This is a genomic window from Aeromonas sp. S12(2024) (assembly GCF_041402305.1).
In the GTDB taxonomy this organism is placed as follows: Bacteria; Pseudomonadota; Gammaproteobacteria; order Enterobacterales; family Aeromonadaceae; genus Aeromonas; species Aeromonas veronii.
Genome location: NZ_JBGLRB010000002.1, coordinates 208,402 through 229,451, shown reverse-complemented (window position 1 = coordinate 229,451; position 21,050 = coordinate 208,402). Strand labels below are relative to the sequence as shown.

Here is a 21,050-nt window from a genome sequence, read left to right as displayed (position 1 = left end):
AAAATCCGGAAAACTCGCCCATCTCTTCCCAAAAAATTCAATCTATAACTTTTTATTAACTTTTAGCCTATTGTATGCGGCCCTTCGAGCCAGAGCAAGGCTCCTTTGCCATCGTGCCACTCGATACAAGCGATCCCCGAGGTGGCGAACATGGGTGCTCCTGCTGCCGGGCAGAGGCTTTGCACCAGATAACCCACCAGCGGCAGATGGCTGACCATCAGGATCTGGTCATGTTGCTGCGCCAAAGTGGTGAGGTAGCTGGCCACGAAAGCGGGATCACCGTAAGGGGTAATGTCGCCACTCTCTTCAACGGCTGCTGCGTCAGGTAATTCACTGCATATGGCTTGCCAGGTCTGGCGTGCCCGCAGATAGTTGCTGTGGATCACCAGATCCAGCGGGCCAATCAGCTGAGGCGCCAGCCAGCGGGCCATCTGGATAGACTCTTCAATACCCTGCTCGGTCAATGGACGCTGTTCATCTGTTTTCGCATTCATGCCAGCCTGGCCATGACGCATGATATAGATCTTCATTACAACCTCGCCCAACGGGCCTGTTTTGATAGCCGGGGGATCTTACCCCGCCACGGGTGTGGAAACAATTGCGCTACCTCTCAGAAAAGGGTTTGCCTGACGGGATAGCGGGGTCGATAATCATGTTTAAATTCAAATAAATCCAACGTGAGTCACACGCCAATGAGCCCATATGCCAGTCCCAATGACCATCGGCAATACCATTTTCTGGAGCTGGCCAACCGGCTCAGGGTCTTGTTGATTTGTGATCCCGAAACCGACAAATCCGCCGCCTCACTGGCGGTCAATACCGGCCATTTTGACGATCCCGCCGACCGGCAGGGAATGGCCCATTTTCTGGAGCACATGCTGTTTCTCGGCACCTGCACCTACCCCAAGCCTGGTGAGTACCAGCAATTTATGAGCCGTCATGGCGGCAGCAACAACGCCTGGACCGGCACCGAGTTCACCAACTTCTTCTTCGAGATCGACAACGGCTTCTTCGAAGCGGGGTTGGATCGCTTCTCCCAGTTCTTTATCTGCCCCACCTTTGATCCGGAGTGGGTGGACAAGGAGCGCAACGCGGTCGACTCCGAGTATCGCCTCAAGCTGCAGGACGACATGCGCCGCAGCTATCAGGTGCATAAAGAGACGGTCAACCCGGCGCACCCCTTCTCCAAGTTCTCGGTGGGCAACCTCGATACCCTGGCCGATCTGCCGGGGCGGGATCTGCGCTCCGACCTTATCCGTTTTTACGAAAGCCACTACAGCGCGGATCGCATGGCGCTGGTGATGATCTCGCCGGAATCTATCGATACTCAGTTGCAGTGGTGCTGTCGCTACTTTGCTCCCATTTTGAATCGCAATTTGGGAACCCCGACCCTCACCATGCCGCTCTACCGGCTCGACGATCTCGGCGTGCGCATCCACATCAATCCGGTCAAGGAGACCCGCAAGCTGTCGCTCTGCTTCCCCCTGCCCAATGTGGACGAGTTTTACGACAAAAAACCCCTCACCTTCCTGAGTCATCTGATTGGTTATGAGGGGGATGGCAGCCTGCTCTCCCTGCTTAAGGCGAAAGGGTGGGTCAATCAGCTCTCGGCGGGCGGTGGCATCAGCGGCGCCAACTTCAAGGATTTTGGCGTCAACTTTGGCCTCACTCCTCTGGGCCTTGAACATGTGGACGACATCCTCGCCGCCCTGTTTGGCTATCTGAAACTGATTGGCCGCGAAGGGCTGCAGAGCTGGCGCTATGACGAAAAACGGACCGTGCTCGAATCGGCGTTCCGCTTCCAGGAGCGCGGCCGCCCCCTCGATACGGTGTCGGGGCTGGTGCTCAACCTCTTTAGCTACAAACCTGAGGATCTGCTCTACGGCGACTACATGATGCGCGAATATGACGAGCCGCTGATCCGCCGCTTCCTCGCCAAGCTCACCCCGCACAACCTGCGTATCACCATCACTGCGCCGGAAGTGGCAACCGATCGGCTGGCCCGCTGGTATCAGACCCCCTACAGCGTGGCAACCATTACCGAGGCCGAGAAAATTCGCTGGCAGCAGAGCGAACCGGACTCGGCGCTGGCGCTACCCAAGCCCAACCCCTTTATCAGCAGTAGGCTCGATCCGCGCACGCCAGAGCTTGCCGCCGACATGCCCGCCTGCCTTATCGATCGCCCCGGTTTTCGCCTCTGGCATCTCCATGAGCACCTGTTCAGCGTGCCCAAGGGCAATCTCTATATCTCCATCGATAGCGAACATGCGGTCAAAAATCCGCGCAATATCGCCATGGCACGCCTCGCCGTGGAGCTGTTGGCCGACCACCTCAACGCCCTCACCTATCCGGCTGAGCTGGCGGGGCTGGGCTACCAGATCTATGCCCATCAGGGGGGCTTTACCATCAACCTGAGCGGCTTTGCCGACAAGCAGCCGCTGTTACTCGACATGATCCTCGGCAACCGCACCCTGGGGTATCCGGATCCGGGCCGCTTCGCCGAGATCAAGGAGCAACTCATCCGCAACTGGGACAACCAGTCCAAGGCTCGCCCCATCTCCCAGCTCTTTAACCAGCTCACCAGTTTGCTGCAACCGAACAACCCGCCGTTCGAGCAGTTGCTGCGCCACCTGCGCACGGTAGAGCTGGAGGAGATGCCCGGCTTCGTGGCCCAGCTGTTTGGCGAGGTGCATGTCGAGGCACTGGTACACGGCGACTGGACTGCCGCCGAAGCGCTGGAGCTGGCCGCCCTGATGGAGCGTCACCTGAGCGATATCAATGGCACCAGCAGCAAGCCGAGCGGCGAGACCCGCCGCCCGCTCATCTCCATTCAGGACAGAGGTACCCTTATTCGCGAGCAGGGTTGCGATCACGAAGACTCGGCGCTCCTGGTCTACTACCAGTCCCGTACCACCCGGGCGCGGGATCTCGCCTGCTTTACCCTGGCGAACCACATCATGTCCTCTACCTTCTTTCACGAGCTGCGCACCCGTCAGCAACTGGGGTATGTGGTGGGTGCCGGCAACCTGCCTCTCAATCGCCACCCGGGCCTGATCTTCTATATCCAGTCGCCGGTGGCAGGGCCGCAGATCCTGCTCGATGCGGTGGAGGAGTTTATCGACCTCTTCCCGCTCGCCATGCTCGAATTTACCGAGCAGCAGTGGCAGGAGAGCAAGGCGGGGCTGCAAGCCCAGCTGAGCGAGCGGGATGCCAATCTGCGCAGTCGCGGCCAGCGGCTGTGGGTCAGCATCGGCAACAAGGATCTGGGGTTCGATCAGCGGGAACGGGTCTGCGACGAGGTGGGCAAGTTGAGCCGCGCCGATCTGGTGCGCTTTATCACCCAACTGCGTTCGCGCACCTCCGATCGGCTGATCCTCTGCAGCTATGGTCAGGGGCACGAACATGACGAGCGGATCACCGGCCAGTTTATCGACGACCCGCGGGCATTTCGGCTCAATGCCGCCACCTTCGAGGCCTGATCAGGCCTCGACATCCCCCGTTTTTCCTGCCCACGGCATATCGCAGGCAATAAAAAGCCGACCCATCAGGGTCGGCTGGAAAAACCATAACAATTGCGACCAAAGCCGCCAAAAGTGAACATGAGCGTGAAAATCAGACACTGAGTTGCTGATCAGCAAGCGGGAAAGACCCGAGACTCGCTTTGCAATGCCAACAGTGATTGAGAAACAGCCTCATATTAGGCACTCCCCCCGCCAGTCACGTTGATCTACGTCAAAGGAGGTAGCGAAGAGCGCATAGCCCGACAATTTGTCGGCACAGATCACCCTTTGCCCGCCCGTTAGCTGCCCGTTAGCCACGGCGAACCAGCCGGTAGGCTACCTCATCGAAGTAGGAGAGCTGACCCGACAGCACCCGCGGGTGATCCACCTCGGCGGCGCGCCCCAGCACCTCGATACGAAAGTCCCGTTCGAACAGCGCTCGCACCTCCATCTCACCCACCGAGAAGGGGGGCTGACTCTGCTGCTCCGGCTGATATTCAAGGGTCACCAGCAGGATCTGGCCACCGGTCTCGACCAGCGAACTGATCAGGGCTGCATACTGGCGGCGCATCGCGGTCGGCAGGGCGATCAGCGCCGCGCGGTCATAGACCAGCCGGTAACGGCGACCCAGACTGGGGGCGGCGAAAAAATCCCCCTGAAAAATGCGCAGGCTGTCCACCTGATGGCACTGATAAGGGCCCACCTCGCTCACGGTCGCGGCGAGCTGGTTTTCACTGAAGAACTGACTGACGGCAAGGCTCGATAGCTCGAAACCGTCCACCGGATGACCCTGAGCGCTCAGCCAGAGCATGTCGCGGGATTTGCCACACAGGGGAACCAGCACCGGCTCGTCCGCTTGCTGGGCTGACCACCAGGATTGCAGCCAGTGGTTGAAGTCCGCCTGATGAAAGCCAATCCGGTTCTCTTCCCAACGCTGATGCCAAAATGCAGCTTCCATCGTTATTACCCTTCTGTACTAAAGATGCCTCAATATCACAACTTAACCGGCACCGCGCAACCCTCTGCCCTCCCCTTTTTGCCGCGCAGCCCCAGTGTTTTGACGGATGAATGACTGGAGTTCCCCTTGCCCTGCATCTCGCTGTCACAATGATCGCTATTAGGTGCGTTTATGACGGGCAGAGGCACATCTATCCATGCAAATACGTCATGCATTGATAGCCATTAATGAAAGAAGGAAATGACGTTGGCAGGCCAAAACGTGCCTGCCAACGCCAGAAAGATCACGACAGCGTGGCGCGAGCGGCCGCCAGCTGACGCTCGATATAAGCAAAATCGGGACGATCGGCGGGGAGTTCAGAGAGACAGGCCGCTTTGAGTTGATGCAACCCATCGAGCGTTGAGTCTTGCGTATCGCAATGGGCCAACAGCTCCTCCAGCAGACAACCAAAGGCGCGCACTTCCAGTCGCTCAAGGCCCATGGCCCGCTCGCGGTTGCTGCGCTCATACAAAGAGGCGGCGCCAAAATCCCCCAGTAGAGCGCGAGCCGGCGCGTCAGACCCACGGGCAAACAGAATATTGTGGCCGTAGAGATCCCCGTGCATGATGCCCGCGCGGTGCAGATGGCCTGCCACCGAGGCGATGCCGTGGGCCATCGCCAGCGCATCCGGCACACTCAGATGCAGCCCCTCGGGATAGACATCCCGGGTGCAGGAGTCCAAGCTCGGCGGCCCGGCCAGATTGGCAAAGGCCGGGTCGATCAGCTCCATCACCAACGCCGGAATGCCGGAGGGGTGATCCGCCACCTTGCCCATCACCTTGATAAGGTTTGGATGAGTGCCCGCCGCCAGCGACGCTGCCATCTCGCAGCGGGGCAACCCGTCACTGGTCACCGCCCCCTTGAACAGCTTGACCGCCACCTGACTGCCATCGCCTCTATCGCTCGCCTGAGTCACTTCATCAGCAGGATTACCCACAAGGGTGGCGCGATGGATAACGCCGGATGCCCCCTGCCCCAGCAGCTCGCCCAGCACCAGCGTCTCCCAGGCAAGGGGAGCGACATGGGCATCATCGATGGCCCGCGTCTCCGCCCCTTCGCTAAAGGGGTTGCCGGAGTAGGCAAGCCATGAAAGGCGAGGCAGCGAGAGCAGCCACTCGGGGAAGCATTCGATGCGGTTGGCGGCGATGCGCAGCAGCTCCAGCTTGCGGCAGTTGGCAAGGCTCGTCGGCAGCTCGCGCAGGCGGTTGCCCGCCAGCATCAGCTTTTGCAGGGCGTCGTACTGGCCCAGCTCATCGGGCAGCCTTTCAATTGCGTTATCGGTCAGGATCAGCCAGCGCAAACCGGCGGGCAGCGCTTTGGCCGAAACTGTGACGATCTGGTTGGCCTTAAAGCCCACCATGGTGAGCGCCGGGCAACGCCCCAACACCTCGGGCAGCTCGGTAAAGCGGTTCTCGGAGCAGAAGATGATGCGCAGTTTGCCAAACCCGGCCAGCTCGTCAGGGAGCGTGCTTAGCTGGTTGCCGGTCAAATCCAGCACCTCCAGCGTCTCTTTCAGGCTCAAAATCTCGGTGGGGAACTCCGTCAGGTTTTCAGAGAGCTTCAGATGGCGGGCACCGCACAGTTCACCTGCGCGCAGCTGTTCCAGAGTATGCATAACCGTTTCTCAATCCTGATGATCTGCCTGATGGCACAGCGACCATCAGCGCGCGCCAAACCCGGGTCCGGCGGTTTTAAAGGGGGGCATTATAAAGAATTCGGGGCTCAGTTCTCCCCTTTTGTTGCCGCAAAGGCCTGTATCGACATGTAGCAAAACGAGTTGGAGAGAAAGAGAGCAAGATTCGGGTCGTTCCAGCGAGGAGTGGTTGCCATAGTGGGGGCCAAACCCAAGTCGGTTGGAACCTATTGGGATTCCAATCCACAACCAACCTTGTGCGCCACTTAGCTGGCGCACAACACACTCAGCGAGGGAACTGCCATGTCATTACTGTCCAACAAGGTCGCCATCATCACCGGCGCCAGCTCCGGCATCGGCCGCGCCAGCGCCATCCTGTTTGCCCGCGAAGGGGCCAGCGTCGTCGTCGGTGCCCGCCGCCAGCCCGAGCTGGATCTGCTGGTGGAGGAGATCCGCCATGAGGGGGGCCAGGCGGTGAGTCTGGCGGGAGATGTGAAAAGCGAGAGTTACGCCCGCGACCTGGTTGATCTCGCGCTAACTCGTTTCGGCAGGCTCGATATCGCCTTCAACAACGCAGGTACCACTGGCACGCCGGGCAGCGTAGAGAAGCTTGAACTGACGCAGTGGCAGGAAACGCTGGATACCAATCTCACCAGCGCCTTTGTGGGGGCCAAGTACCAGATCCCCGCCATGCAGGCGCGCGGCGGCGGCTCGCTTATCTTTACCTCCACCTTTGTCGGCCATACCCTGGGGCTGCCCGGCATGGCGGCCTATGCGGCGAGCAAGGCGGGCCTCATCGGTCTAACCCGGGTGCTGGCTGCCGAGTATGGGGCACAAGGGATTCGGGTCAACGCCCTGCTGCCGGGGGGCACCGACACCCCCATGGGACGGGCTTTTGCCAATACGCCGGAGAGTCTCGCCTTTGTGCAGAATATGCATGCCCTCAAACGGCTGGCCCAACCGGAGGAGATCGCCCGTTCGGCCCTCTATCTCGCGTCCGATGCATCCAGTTTTACCACCGGCATTGCCCTGCTGGCAGATGGTGGGGTATCAATTTGTCGCACATGACCTTGTCGCCCCCAACACCCTGCGACCGCAAACTTATCGTGAGAGCGCCTTATGTCTGATTACGCCCGCATCGCCGATGCCATCCGTTTTATCGCAAGTCAGGTGGAACGCCAGCCCACTCTGGACGAGATAGCGGCGCACGTTCACTTAAGTCCCTTTCACTTTCAGCGGCTGTTCAGCCGTTGGGCCGGAGTGACGCCCAAACGCTATCTGCAGGTGCTGACCCTGGAGCGGGCCAAGGCGCTGCTGCTGGAGTCGCGCCCGCTGCTTGAGGTGGCCGATACCCTGGGGCTTAGCAGCGGCTCGCGGCTCTACGATCACTTCGTGCAGCTCGAAGCGGTGACGCCGGGCGAGTACAAGCAGCGCGGGGCCGGGCTGGTTATCGATCACGGGGTGCACGACACCCCCTTCGGTCAAGCATTCGTCGCCCTGACACCACGGGGGGTGTGCAACTTCTCGTTTCTCGATGACAAGGCCCCAGAAGCGCCGCTGGCCGCCCTCGCCCAGCACTGGCCTGCGGCAAGGCTGCAAGAAGCGCCATCACGCACCCAGAACGTCATCAACACCATGTTCGATGGCAGCAAGGCGCCGGATCGCCCCATCTCCTTGCACGTGAGCGGCACCAACTTTCAGATCAGCGTCTGGCGGGCGCTGCTGCAGATCCCGCCCGCCAAGGTGGTGAGCTACGCCCAGGTGGCGAGCGCCGTCGGCAATCCCAAGGCTGCCCGCGCCGTGGGTCTGGCGGTGGGCGCCAACCCCGTCGCCTTGATGATCCCCTGCCACCGGGTTATCCAGCAAAACGGCAAACTCGGCGGCTATCACTGGGGCGAGACCCGCAAACAGGCGATACACGCCTGGGAAGCGGCGAGGTATGAGTGAAGGTGGCTTTTTCTGTCCGGCCTGATGAGGAAAACAGGCATCTTGGTAGTGAGTCAGCAGACAATCAGGCAGCGCCAGACAAGCGGGGGCGATATAAAACGGGGACATAAAAAGAATCGGGGCGCAGATCGCCCCTTTTGTTGCTTTGGCAAAGCTCAGTGCTCAGCCACACCACCCCAGCGGATTAACGAAACAGGTAGGGTGCAATAAGCGCAGCGCATTGCCCCCCACGAGACTGTACAGATACCGAACAGTTAATAATTAATTTGTTGATCCAGCACAGAAAAAAATCACGATCTACTTTCTCATTCAGCCTCAATAGGTAACATCTCCATGTGGAGACACAACTTCATAGGTGTTGCCCATGGCACTTCAATTGCGACAACGCAGGTTAACGGCAGCAGACTGGGGGCTGTAACTCAGGGGCGGTAGCCAACGTTGTCAATAGCATCGCACAAAACACTGCGAGTTTGCCTCCACTATCTATTAGCCGGGTTATATTCGAGGAATACTGGTCTTACTGGGATCGGTTGCTCAATTACGAGAAACACTGTCTCAATAGTGTAAATTTGCAATTCTACATGGGTGAGTAACATTGCTCGTTTCTTCCTGCCGGAAAGAACTCACAATGCCGATAAATAATAGCTTTTGTTATTTTTAATCAAAAAAGCAACCTTTGGCTAACAAAATATTTTTTATAAAACCAAATAACCTTTAACTATTCCGACAACGTTAATTAAATCAAAAAAACTGGATGCTTTATATATGGAAATTACTATCCCACACTCATTACAAAATGCAATAAAATCAAAAAAAATATTACTATTCATCGGTGCTGGCGTTTCAAAAATGTCCGGTCTTCCACTTTGGAATGAGATAGTGATGAATGTACTAAAAAAACCTTCTATTGAAAAAGGACAAGGTTACCTTAATGCACTTGAACAAGATTTATTTCCTCCACTCGAAATTTTAGATAAAATTAAAGACTCAAACATAAAAGATGTCTACGAGGTATTTGAATCATCCACTAAAACAACGATTAAACACCCAATTTATGAAAAACTTACATTGCTAAGTAGGAAAATAATAACTACGAACTATGATAATTTGATTGAATACAACACCCAGATAGAAGTAATTGACCCTACAAGCACATATAAGTTATCAAAACTAGATGGCACTGATGAATTTATATTGAAAATTCATGGCAGTTGTAATGCAATTGATCACGCTATCATATTCTCATCCGATTATGAGACTCTATATAGTAGCAATAATGGATTAGCAAAATTCCAACTACAAAAATTGATATCTTCTCATTCATGCTTGTTTATTGGATTTAGTCTGAGTGACCCTTACATTACCGATTTATTCAATACATTGGATAGCATGTATGATGGGTTGGGCGTTGAACATTTTGTTATATCAACTGACGACATAAGTCACAAATTTGTTGAAACAATAAAAATAAATTGTTTTGATGATATACCTATCGCAATTGACGCATTAATAAATATTAAAGAAATCGACTTACCAACGACAACCCCAGTAGATCAACCAGCAAAAAAATAATAACATCCGAAAGAGAAAATTTATTACATGGGCAAGATACACCACCAAAAATTGAATATTGGGCTGGAAGAACTGATGAACTAGAGGCCTTAAAACTACCATATAAAGTTATATTTATAACCGGTATCGGTGGTCAAGGTAAATCTGCTCTGGCTTCAAAGTTCCTATCTGAGTCAGATAAGCACATATATACATACTGTGATTGGAGAGATTTTAAAGAAGAGGAATTAAATCTTCAGACAAAACTATACTCTCTTATCGAGTTAGTATCTAATGGTTCAACTTCACATAGTGATACTATTGGACTTGATACTGAAACTTTAGTTAATATATTTTTTAATGAACTGAATGATAAAAAAGGATTATTTGTCTTTGATAATATAGACAAATATATAGACCTTCAAAAATTCACCCCAAGTGGGGATATGAAGCTTTTCTTTGAAAAAGCGATAAACACTCAACACAACTCTAAATTTATATTTACCTGCAGGCCATTCATTCATTATGCTGGAATTGGCTCACATCAAGTACGACTTGAAGGACTCAAGATAAGCGATGTTAAAGAGCTAATCAAAAAATACCACAATAAAGTCACACACGCTGAAATAGATAATACCGCTACACGACTGCATGTGCTTACACAAGGTCATCCTCTATGGATGGGCCTGATTCTTGCCCAGTCAAGATTAGATTTTAAAGTTATCGATAACATCTTAAAAAAAATAGAACATAGAGGGATTTCTGAATCAGACGCCAACTTTTCAAGCATGATATCAGCAACTGTCCTTGAAAATCTTTGGGATGGACTTAAGGAAAAAGAAAAAATTATATTAAGAACGTTATCCATATGCAATGTTTCTGAATCAGAAGAGGATTTATCTAAAATAGTTGAAAGAAAAATCAATTTCAATCAGTACACAAAAGCTATTCGTGCATTAAAACACCTCAACCTAATAATATCCAAGGAAAGTGAAGGTTATATCGAACTTCACCCTCTAGTTAAAGAGTTTATAAAAGGAAAATATGACAGAAAAGAGCAAGAAAGTTATATAACGCTATATGTTAACTATCTAAATGGATTTATTTTATTAATAAAACAGCGATTTGGGCATGTTCTTCCACCTGATGATATTGACCTAGTATCAAAAAAGATAGAAGTGCTTATCAATGCAGATAAAGTCAACGATGCAATAACTGAATTAAGACTGGTATGTGAGAGCTTTTTTATTTCAGGATACTGTGAGGAATACTTAAGACTATCAGACTCAACACTTCAGAGAGTCATATGGACACACAAAAAAAATAAATGACATTCAAGGATTCTTTGATTTTATCGATTCATTTTTTACACGTGCTGTTGAGTTTGGTCGAGATGACCTGTTTGATAAATACATGCTCAAGTTCACTCAACTTTTTCAAACCCCTGATAAAACAATGATTTTATCTAAGTCTGCATTATGTCACAAACATTGGATTAATTCAGATTATAAAAATGCCATCACGTATGGGAAAAGCGCTTCCGATTTAATTGATGTTCTAGGTGAAAACGATGTTTGGTCTGGGAAGCATAGGTACCATCTCTCATTACGAGACTCACAGATCAATACAAACGTTGACCTTGCAATTAAATTTTTCTGCAACGATAAAACCATTGAAGAGATGTGCTCTAAAATAATCCACGATAACCTTTCATCAGCATATGGAAATGTAGGAAGATGTTTGTTCTATCTGGGTGACCGAGACTCTGCTCTTTTACTATACTGTAAATCATTTAAAATTTTCTCTTCCGACAATCCAAAGTATTTTGAGAAACACAATATTGGCTACGCATCTAAATGGATATATGAGGTTTTATTAGAACAAGGTGAGTACCAAGGTTCACTTTACTTTTTACTGCATGCAAGAAATACGTGGAAGGATGACTTACCAGGGGAGTCAAATAAAATAGAAAGGTACATCTCCGACATTCCTTATAGTGTAGCAACACAATCTATTATTAGTTTAGAATCATGGCAAATTACAAAGTATTGCAAAGATTGGGTTGACTCATATTTAAATAGAATTTAAAAATACGCCGCCTTTAGCGGCGGCATTTTCTATTGGTACATAAAAACCTAATTAATAAAAACAGAGCCAGCTAAATTACATATGCTGTCAAACCTATTCGATAGGTATATTTCTGGCTATATAATCGTTATTTCTTATACATTGAATAACATTCTTCTTCTCTGCAAAGCTATTAATCTGAGTAAAACTGACCACAATACTGATCAATATAGAAACATACCTAGCTCAGTGGAGGACTGGTATGCAAAGAAAAATCACTCAACCGCGCTCAGCGTGTTGATAAGACAGCTTGATGACGAAACCTTCACTGGTCGCAGCATGGAATCAAATTTTTACGCAAACGATTGAAAAAAGAAAAGACGCCTCAAGGGCGTCTTTTTGCATTTTTATGCTCGAAGGGTAGAAGGGCGCGAGCCGCTTATTCCCATTCGATGGTTGCGGGCGGCTTGCCGGAAACGTCGTACACCACACGGGAGATACCGTTGATCTCGTTGATGATGCGGTTCGATACGTGACCGAGGAAGTCGTACGGTAGGTGAGCCCAGTGGGCGGTCATAAAGTCGATGGTTTCGACAGCACGCAAGGCAATGACCCAGTCATATTTGCGACCATCGCCCATCACGCCAACGGAGCGCACCGGCAGGAAGACGGCGAACGCCTGGCTGACCTGGTTGTAGAGGTCGGCTTTGCGCAGCTCTTCGATAAAGACCGCATCGGCGCGGCGCAGAATATCGCAGTACTCTTTCTTCACTTCGCCAAGGACGCGCACGCCCAGACCCGGGCCCGGGAACGGGTGACGGTAGAGCATGTCGTAGGGCAGACCCAGCTCCAGACCAACGCGGCGCACTTCATCTTTGAACAGTTCGCGCAGCGGCTCGACCAGACCCATCTTCATCTCTTCCGGCAGGCCGCCGACGTTGTGGTGAGACTTGATGACGTGGGCCTTGCCGGTCTTGCTGGCAGCGGATTCGATAACGTCCGGATAGATGGTGCCTTGCGCCAGCCACTTGGCGTTTTTCAGCTTTTTCGCTTCATCGTCAAACACTTCAACGAAGACGCGGCCGATGATCTTGCGCTTGGCTTCCGGCTCGTCAACACCGGCCAGGGCAGAGAGGAAGCGCTCTTCGGCTTCAACCTTGATGATGTTCAGACCAAAGTGGTCACCAAACATCTCCATCACCTGGGTGCCTTCGTTCAGGCGCAGCAGGCCGTTGTCCACGAAGACGCAGGTCAGGCGATCGCCGATGGCGCGGTGTACCAGCATGGCGACCACGGAGGAGTCGACACCGCCGGAGAGGCCGAGGATCACTTCATCGTCACCCACCTGCTCGCGGATGCGGGCAACGGCGTCGTCGATGATGGTGGCCGGGGTCCAGAGGCATTCGCAGCCACAGATGTCTTTGACGAAGTGCTCCAGCATGCGGGCACCCTGACGGGTGTGGGTCACTTCCGGGTGGAACTGCACGCCGTAGAAGCGCTTGGCTTCGTTGGCCATGGCCGCGTGGGGGCAGGTCGGGGTCTGGGCGATGGTGGTGAAGTCGGCCGGAATGGTGGTGACCTTGTCACCGTGGCTCATCCATACATCCAGCAGGGCATTGCCGTTGTCGGCGATGGCATCTTCGATGTTGCGCAAGAGGGCGCTGCTCTTGCCAGCTTCGCCCAGCACTTCCACCTTGGCGTAACCGAATTCACGCTCGGTGGAGGATTGCACCTTGCCACCCAGCTGCTCGGCCATGGTCTGCATGCCATAGCAGATCCCAAACACAGGGACACCGGCGTTGAACACATACTCGGGGGCGCGCGGGCTGCCCGCTTCGGTGACGGACTCGGGGCCGCCGGAGAGGATGATGCCGCTGGGATTGAATTCGCGGATCTGCTCTTCGGTTACGTCCCAGGCCCACAGTTCGCAGTAAACGCCGATTTCGCGCACGCGGCGGGCGATCAGCTGGGTGTACTGGGAACCGAAGTCGAGGATAAGGATACGGTGCTGGTGAATGTCTTTAGTCATTTTATTCCTGCATCAGGCTGATGTTGTCACAAAGGGCACGGGATAAAAAAAGGGTGGAAAAACGGGGCGCAGGGCCCCGTCTTATCAGCCCATCCGATAGTTGGGGGCTTCTTTGGTAATGGTCACATCGTGGACGTGGGACTCTTTCATCCCGGCGCCGGAGATGCGCACGAACTCTGCCTTGGTGCGCATGTCGTCGATGGTGGCGCTGCCGGTCAGGCCCATGGAGGAGCGCAGGCCGCCCATCTGCTGATGGATGATCTCTTTGAGGCGACCCTTGTACGGCACGCGACCTTCGATGCCTTCCGGCACCAGCTTGTCGGCGGCGTTGTCGGTCTGGAAGTAGCGGTCGCTGGAGCCTTTGGACATGGCGCCCAGGGAACCCATACCACGGTAGGATTTGAAGGAGCGCCCCTGATAGAGCTCGATCTCGCCCGGCGCTTCTTCAGTACCGGCGAACATGGAACCTACCATGACGCAGCTGGCGCCCGCGGCAATGGCCTTGGCGATGTCGCCGGAGAAGCGGATACCGCCATCGGCAATCACCGGAATACCGGTGCCTTCCAGCGCATCAACGGCGTCGGAGATGGCAGTGATCTGGGGCACGCCCACGCCGGTCACGATACGGGTAGTACAGATGGAGCCCGGGCCGATACCGACCTTGACGGCGTTGACACCGGCAGCAGCCAGCGCCTTGGCGCCCGCGGCGGTCGCCACGTTGCCACCGATGATCTGCAGATCCGGATAGGCGTCGCGAGTAGCCTTGATGCGATCCAGTACGCCCTGGGAGTGGCCGTGGGAGGAGTCGATCAGCAGCACGTCTACACCGGCTTCCACCAGCGCAGCGACGCGCTCTTCGTTGCCGGCACCGGCACCGACCGCAGCACCGACCCGCAGACGACCCTTGTCATCTTTACAGGCGTGGGGCTTGCGCTCGGCTTTCTGGAAATCTTTAACGGTGATCATGCCCTTGAGTTTGAAGTCAGCGTTCACCACCAGCACTTTTTCGATACGGTGCTTTTGCATCAGGGCAACCACCTCTTCACGAGGGGCCCCTTCACGCACGGTGACCAGACGATCTTTCTGGGTCATGATCTGTTCAACGGTCTGGGAGAGGTCAATCACGAAGCGCACGTCACGGCCGGTGATGATACCGACCAGCTGATTGCCGTCAGTCACCACGGGGTAACCGGCAAAGCCATTCTTGTGGCTCAGCTCCTTGATTTGGGCGATGGTCATGTCAGGGCGCACGGTGACGGGGTCAGTGACCACGCCGCTCTCGTACTTCTTGACCTTGCGCACTTCAGCAGCCTGCTGCTCGATGGACATGTTCTTGTGGATAAAGCCGATACCGCCTTCCTGGGCCAGAGCGATAGCCAGACGGGCTTCGGTCACTGTGTCCATGGCAGCGGAGATCATCGGGATGTTCAAGCTGATGGCGGAGGTCAGCTTGGTACGCAGATCGGCAGTATTGGGAAGAACTTCGGAGTGGGCGGGAACCAACAGTACATCGTCGAAGGTTAACGCTTCTTTGGCAATCCTGAGCATGGCAATATCTCACCGTTGAGGAAGTGGGGGTGTAAAATATTGCCGACGAAGTTTACTCACGCATTGGTCACTGGTAAAGAAGTTTTTTGAATTTTTTATGGCATAGCCCTCTTTTAGGCGGTCAAAACGCCAAAAAACCAAGATTATCAGTACGAAAAGCGCCATTTCGGGGCAAAAGAGTTGGCTAACCGGTGATTTATGCAAAACCGGTAGGTGCCGACACAGCCCAACCCCCATGCAAAGAGATGATCGACAGGGGCTCAGGGGGCAAGCGGCCTCTGACCACCCTCCCCTTGTTTTGTGTCCCTGTATTGTCTCTTGCCCTCGCTGCGACAACTCGCACCGGTATCATTCTCTTCTCAATGTCCTTTGCTTGGTCTGGATAATAAATTTCGCCCGCTGACAATATATATTTTCTGGCACAACAAGGGTTGCCTCTCTTTATTATTTTCGCCCCACCATCCGCAGCAAGGTATTATCTTTATCCAGCAGATGATGTTTCAACGCCCCGACAATGTGCACCAGCAAAAATGCCAGCATGACATATGGCAAATATATATGGACTGTGTGAGCAATATCCCGAACGGATTCACTGAATGGAATCACATTGGCAGGATCACGGATATCTGGATTCATCGGAATAATAGACCAGCCAAATATCGCGACACCTCGGCCAGCAGCTGCGGAATAACAGAGACCGGACACCGGAATCAGCAGCGTTGAAATCAGCAAACCCCAGTGGATCGCCCTGGCTGCCAATGCCTCGTACACAGGATATTGACGCACAGGCTCAGGCCACCCTTTAACAAGGCGGAGAATGGCGCGGGGCAGGATCAAGATCAATGCAATCACCCCCAGAGATTTATGCAGGGCATAGAGATCCCATATTTCAAATTTCACCATCAGATAACCGACAAGGGTCAGGCCAATCATCAGCAAGGCAACCGACCAGTGCAGCAAACGGGTCGTCAAACTTAAGTGGGTTGAGGGATTCATAAGCTACTCCAAACAGGGGGCGAGTGAACGCTGGTCAAGATGGTGGTGCCGTGAATATCAGCAGCAAACTGAGATATCAACGGCATCGAGACAAGCCGTAACTTGGCCCGATGCGGGCAAGCGCGAGGGCTTTTATCGGAAGCCATACTGCCTGCACGGATAAACGGCAGCGTTTCCAATCTTGCTTTTCTGCTGCTGGCGCCTCCTGCTTAACGCCCTCTCCCTGTTTCGGGTTAAGATAGCGGCCATTGTTTTATCCCGGCCCCGCCGGAGCAGACCACAGGTACGCCATTGAACCGATTTACCCCATCCAGTGCGGCGAGCGGCCGCGAGCAGCAGGTCTTTACCGTCACCCGCCTCAACAGCGCCGTGCGCATGATCCTGGAGCAGGATCTCGGGCTGGTGTGGCTGACCGGCGAGCTCTCCAATCTGGCGATGCCAAGCTCCGGCCATTGGTACTTCTCCCTCAAGGACATGTCGGCGCAGGTGCGCTGCGCCATGTTCAAGGGCAACAACCGGCGGGTGGCCTTCCGCCCGCAGGATGGCATGCAGGTGCTGGTGCAGGCGCGGGTCTCCCTCTATGAGCCGCGCGGCGACTACCAGCTGATCATCGAATCGATGCAGCCGGCGGGCGATGGCGTGTTGGCGCTGCGTTTTGAAGAGCTCAAGCGCCGCCTCGGCGCCGAGGGGCTGTTTGACGAGAGCCGCAAGCGGCCGCTGCCCCGCGAACCTCGGGCGGTGGGCCTTATCACCTCAGCCACCGGCGCGGCTTTGCACGATATGCTCACCGTGCTCAAACGGCGGGCGCCGGATCTGCCGCTCTTTATCTACCCGACTCAGGTACAGGGGAGCGCCGCCATCAGCCAGATCGTCGCGGCGATCGCCAAAGCGAACCAGCGCGCCGAGGTGGATGTGCTGATCGTTGGCCGTGGTGGCGGATCCCTCGAAGATCTCTGGTGCTTTAACGAAGAGGCTGTGGCGCGTGCCATTGCCCACTCCGCCATACCTGTGGTGAGCGCGGTGGGCCACGAGGTGGATGTCACCATCAGCGACTTTGCCGCCGACTTGCGCGCCCCAACCCCGTCGGCCGCCGCCGAGCTGGTGGCGCCGGACAATCAGGCCCGCATCCAGCGCCTCGCCCACCTTAAACAGCGACTGCTGCAGGCGATGAACCGCCAGCAGACCGCCGCCCGCCACGATTTCATCCTGCTGCAAAAGCGGCTCGACCATCAGGATCCGAAGCGGCGACTGGAGCAGCAATCCCAGCGCCTCGACGAGCTCTCCACCCGTTTGCAGCAACTGCTGCGCCAGCGGTTGCATCAGGGGGAGCGGCGCCTTACCAACCTTGAGCTGCGCCTGCAGAGCAAGAGCCCGGAACGTTTGCTGGCCGTGGGCAAGCGCCGCCACCAGCTGGCCGAGGAGCGGCTCTATGCGCTGATTGCCAAACGCCAGGATCTGGCGAGCCACCGCCTCGCCATGCTCACCGCCCGCCTCGACGGGGTGAGCCCACTCGCGACGCTGGGGCGCGGTTACTCCATCACCCGTACTGCGCGTGGTGAAGTCATCAGCCGCGCCGATCAGGTCAGCAGCGGCGACCAGCTCGTCACCACCCTGGCGCAAGGGAGCTTGCAGGTACGGGTCGAGGAAATTATCAAAGACTCAGCGCAGTAGAACGGCTGCATCAAACCACCAGCCAATCTGCTATTTAGCTCGGCATCGACCCGTTAATCGGTCAAACAAAAAGGCCACCACCGCAAACAGGGTGGTGGCCTTTTTTATCTCGGGCGCTGTCGCCTGCTCACCCCTTGGCGCGGCGCGCCACCAGGGTGAACTTGTAATCATCGCTCTTGAAGAAGTTGCGGCTGAACTCGAACACTGTGCCATCTTGCAAGAAGCCGCGGGAGACCTTCTCGATAATGGGTTTGGCGGGATCGATACCGAGCGCCTCCACCACCTGCGCCGAGGGGAGCACCGGAATGATCTCCTGCTCGCTGCGGTCGATCACCAGCTGCTTGACCTCTTCGATGTAGTGGTACTTCGAGCCCTGCATCACCGCATAGCTGAGATCGGGGAAGAGAGCGAGCGGCATCCAGGTCTCCTCCAGCGTTACCGCGATCTGGCGAATAAAGCGCACCCGCTTGACGTAGTAGACCAGCGCCCCTTCCAGCAGATTGAGCCGCTCGGCCAGCTCGCTGCTCGCCTTGATCACCTCGAAGGCAAGAATGTCGCTGTGAGTCTCGGCCGCCGGATCGGTCACCTTCTCGTAGAGGCTGGTGAGCTGATAGATGTCGTAGTTCACCTTCTCCTGCCGCACATAGCTGCCGCTGCCCTGAATGCTCTCGATGACGTTGAGTTCGGTCAGCTGCTTGAGGGCCTGACGCACCGTCACCCGGCTCACCCCGAACTGCTCGCGCAACTCAGCTTCGGTGGGCAAGGCATCGCCGGGGGCCAGCTCCCCTTGCGCAATCCACTGCTGGATGGTGTCGGCTATCTGGCGATACATGGGTTTTTTCGACACGAAAGGCCACCTCGTCGGCTCTGCGCCATGATAAATGGAAGAGGCGCCATTCTACCCCACTTGCCCGGCAGACAAAACGGCTCAGCCTCATTTGACCTAACAAATCACCTTGAACTAACAATACAAAAACAATACAAATAACGAATTGTATGATACCACTCACAAAAATCAGTCGGCCGGTTTGTTAGCATCGCTGTCACTTTCACCATGACGGCTTGCTGGCAAGCCAACCTGACAGAGGATCATCATGAATCTGACCAGTCTTACCGGCCCCCATCTCATCACGTTGCAAACCCGGTTTGCCGATCGGGATGCGGCCATTCATGCCCTGGCTGATCGGCTCGATCAGGCCGGCAAGCTGCACGACAAGGCTGCCTTTCTGGCGGCGGTCATGGCCCGCGAGGCGCAGGGCCCCACCGCCCTTGGCGAAGGGCTGGCGGTGCCCCACGGCAAGTGCGATGCGGTGCGTGAAGCAGCCTTTGCCGTCGCTACCCTGAGCGAGGAGCTGGGCTGGGAGGGGATCGACGGCTCCGAGCCGGTCAACCTGATCTTCATGCTGGCGATCCCGACCGATCAGGCAGGCTCCACCCATATGCAGCTGCTCACCACCCTCACCACTGCCCTGGTGGATGACGATACCCGCGAGGCGGTGCTGGCGGCCCAGAGTGCAGAGCAGCTGATGGCGCTGCTCGATGGTGAAGGGGATGGCGACAAGCAACCAGAAAAAGAAGACAATTTAAATACAAATAAACCCACTGTGGTCTGTGTCACTGCCTGCCCGGCGGGGATCGCCCACACCTATATGGCTGCCGAGTATCTGGAAAAGGCGGGACGCAAGCTGGGTATTCGGGTACTGGTCGAGAAGCAGGGTGCCAATGGCATTGAGGATCGCCTGCCGCAAGAGGCGCTCGATGCTGCGGTGGCCTGTATCTTCGCCGCCGAGGTGGCCATCAAGGAGCAGGAGCGTTTTATTGGCATCCCCCGGATCGAGACGCCGGTGGCCGAGCCCATCCGCCATGCCGAGCGGATCCTGAATGACGCGCTGGAAGCGGCCAAGGCCGGGCGCACCGCCCCGACGCCCAACCCCAGCCAGAGCGACGCGCAGACCGGCAAGAAGGTGAGCCTCAAGACCGAGCTCAAGCAGGCGCTGCTGAGCGGCATCTCCTTTGCCGTACCGCTGATCGTGGCGGGTGGTACCGTGCTCGCCGTCTCTGTGCTGCTGGCCCAGATCTTCGGCCTGCAACATCTGTTTGATACCGAGAACTCCTGGCTCTGGATGTATCGCAAGCTGGGCGGCGGCATGCTGGGCACCCTGATGGTGCCGGTGCTGGCGGCCTATACCGCCTATTCGCTGGCGGACAAACCGGCGCTGGGCCCGGGCTTTGCGGCGGGACTGGCCGCCAACATGATTGGCTCCGGTTTCCTCGGCGGGGTGGTCGGTGGTCTTATCGCCGGTTACCTGATGCGCTGGGTCAAGCAGTATGTGCGCCTGAGCCCCAACTTCAACGGCTTTCTCACCTTTTACCTCTATCCGGTGATCGGCACCCTGGTGGCGGGCAGCCTGATGCTGTTTGTCATCGGCCAGCCGGTAGCCTGGCTCAACAACAGTCTCACCGAATGGCTCAACGGCCTCTCCGGCACCAATGCGCTGGTACTGGGCGCCCTGCTCGGCTTTATGTGCTCGTTTGACCTGGGTGGCCCGGTCAACAAGGCGGCCTACGCCTTCTGCCTCGGCGCCATGGCCAACGGGGTCTACGGCCCCTACGCCATCTTCGGCGCGGTCAAGATGGTCTCGGCCTTTACCGTCACCTTCTCCACCCTGCTGGCGCCGCGCCTGTTCCAGACCTTCGAGATCGAGACCGGCAAGTCCACCTGGCTGCTGGGGCTGGCAGGGATCACCGAGGGCGCCATTCCAATGGCCATCGAAGATCCAATCCGGGTGATCGGCTCCTTCCTCGCAGGCTCGGTGGTCACCGGCGCCATGGTGGGTGCCATGGGGATTGGTCTCTCCACCCCGGGGGCTGGCATCTTCTCCCTCTTCCTGCTCCACGATGGCGGCCACGGTGCCCTGATGGCGGCCGCCGTCTGGCTCGGTGCGGCGCTGGTGGGCACCCTTATCTCCACTGTGGTGCTGATCGGCTGGCGCCGTCACGCCATGCAGCGCGGCACCTATCAGGTGGTCGCCGCAGAGTAAGGCGCATCTTCACAACCGATTTTTCAACAGACTATTTTTCCGCACGGCAGGCAAGGGCCGCCGTGCGCCA

General features: G+C 55.5%; 15 protein-coding genes. 8 read left to right on the top strand and 7 right to left on the bottom strand.

Annotated elements, in window-relative coordinates:
* Positions 1–62 precede the first annotated feature (62 nt).
* Positions 63–530 (bottom strand): phosphohistidine phosphatase SixA, encoded by a 468-nt coding sequence (gene sixA / locus ACB035_RS02945; protein ID WP_371166634.1) that lies wholly within the window; start codon positions 528–530, stop codon positions 63–65.
* Positions 531–692: 162 nt separating this feature from the next.
* Between sixA and ACB035_RS02940 the strand changes: the two genes are divergently transcribed.
* Positions 693–3,479, top strand: a complete 2,787-nt coding sequence (locus tag ACB035_RS02940; RefSeq protein WP_371166633.1) for an insulinase family protein — start codon at positions 693–695, stop codon at positions 3,477–3,479.
* Between the two features lie 331 nt (positions 3,480–3,810).
* Here the strand turns inward: ACB035_RS02940 and ACB035_RS02935 are convergent, their stop codons facing one another.
* Positions 3,811–4,458, bottom strand: a complete 648-nt coding sequence (locus tag ACB035_RS02935; RefSeq protein ID WP_005337003.1) for a thiopurine S-methyltransferase — start codon at positions 4,456–4,458, stop codon at positions 3,811–3,813.
* 283 nt (positions 4,459–4,741) lie between these two features.
* Positions 4,742–6,112, bottom strand: a complete 1,371-nt coding sequence (locus tag ACB035_RS02930; protein WP_371166632.1) for a leucine-rich repeat-containing protein kinase family protein — start codon at positions 6,110–6,112, stop codon at positions 4,742–4,744.
* 321 nt (positions 6,113–6,433) lie between these two features.
* On the opposite strand from ACB035_RS02930, the gene ACB035_RS02925 reads away from it, so the two are divergent.
* From ACB035_RS02925 to ACB035_RS02905, 5 genes are all read left to right on the top strand, one after another.
* Positions 6,434–7,198 carry an SDR family oxidoreductase gene (locus ACB035_RS02925; protein ID WP_371166631.1) on the top strand — a complete coding sequence of 255 codons (765 nt, stop codon included), beginning with the start codon at positions 6,434–6,436 and terminating at the stop codon, positions 7,196–7,198.
* A gap of 51 nt (positions 7,199–7,249) precedes the next feature.
* The gene (locus ACB035_RS02920) at positions 7,250–8,077 is read left to right on the top strand and encodes a bifunctional transcriptional activator/DNA repair enzyme AdaA (protein ID WP_371166630.1); all 828 of its coding nucleotides are present in this window, start codon (positions 7,250–7,252) and stop codon (positions 8,075–8,077) included.
* Positions 8,078–8,842: 765 nt separating this feature from the next.
* Entirely contained in the window at positions 8,843–9,649 is an 807-nt protein-coding gene (locus ACB035_RS02915; protein WP_371166629.1) for an SIR2 family protein, read from the top strand.
* Between the two features lie 425 nt (positions 9,650–10,074).
* On the top strand, positions 10,075–10,959 hold the full coding sequence (locus ACB035_RS02910; protein ID WP_371166628.1) for a hypothetical protein: 885 nt from the start codon (positions 10,075–10,077) through the stop codon (positions 10,957–10,959).
* Positions 10,960–11,041: 82 nt separating this feature from the next.
* Positions 11,042–11,716: a hypothetical protein gene (locus ACB035_RS02905; RefSeq protein ID WP_371166627.1), complete on the top strand. Its 675-nt coding sequence runs from the start codon at positions 11,042–11,044 to the stop codon at positions 11,714–11,716.
* A gap of 418 nt (positions 11,717–12,134) precedes the next feature.
* Here the strand turns inward: ACB035_RS02905 and guaA are convergent, their stop codons facing one another.
* The 3 genes from guaA to ACB035_RS02890 form a co-directional block, all read right to left on the bottom strand.
* On the bottom strand, positions 12,135–13,724 hold the full coding sequence (gene guaA, locus ACB035_RS02900; protein ID WP_149153088.1) for a glutamine-hydrolyzing GMP synthase: 1,590 nt from the start codon (positions 13,722–13,724) through the stop codon (positions 12,135–12,137).
* Positions 13,725–13,808: 84 nt separating this feature from the next.
* Positions 13,809–15,272 (bottom strand): IMP dehydrogenase, encoded by a 1,464-nt coding sequence (gene guaB, locus ACB035_RS02895; protein WP_005360033.1) that lies wholly within the window; start codon positions 15,270–15,272, stop codon positions 13,809–13,811.
* A gap of 444 nt (positions 15,273–15,716) precedes the next feature.
* Entirely contained in the window at positions 15,717–16,268 is a 552-nt protein-coding gene (locus ACB035_RS02890) for a cytochrome b (protein ID WP_371166626.1), read from the bottom strand.
* A 291-nt stretch (positions 16,269–16,559) separates the two neighbouring features.
* Here ACB035_RS02890 and xseA point away from each other — a divergent pair, with 291 nt between their 5' ends.
* Positions 16,560–17,939, top strand: a complete 1,380-nt coding sequence (gene xseA / locus ACB035_RS02885; protein ID WP_371166625.1) for an exodeoxyribonuclease VII large subunit — start codon at positions 16,560–16,562, stop codon at positions 17,937–17,939.
* Between the two features lie 127 nt (positions 17,940–18,066).
* Here xseA and ACB035_RS02880 read toward each other — a convergent pair whose 3' ends face one another.
* A complete protein-coding gene (locus ACB035_RS02880) occupies positions 18,067–18,786 on the bottom strand; it encodes a GntR family transcriptional regulator (protein ID WP_005337027.1) in 720 nt (239 codons plus the stop codon).
* A gap of 247 nt (positions 18,787–19,033) precedes the next feature.
* Here ACB035_RS02880 and mngA point away from each other — a divergent pair, with 247 nt between their 5' ends.
* Positions 19,034–20,980 (top strand): PTS 2-O-a-mannosyl-D-glycerate transporter subunit IIABC, encoded by a 1,947-nt coding sequence (mngA, locus tag ACB035_RS02875; protein ID WP_371166624.1) that lies wholly within the window; start codon positions 19,034–19,036, stop codon positions 20,978–20,980.
* The last annotated feature ends 70 nt before the right edge of the window (positions 20,981–21,050 follow it).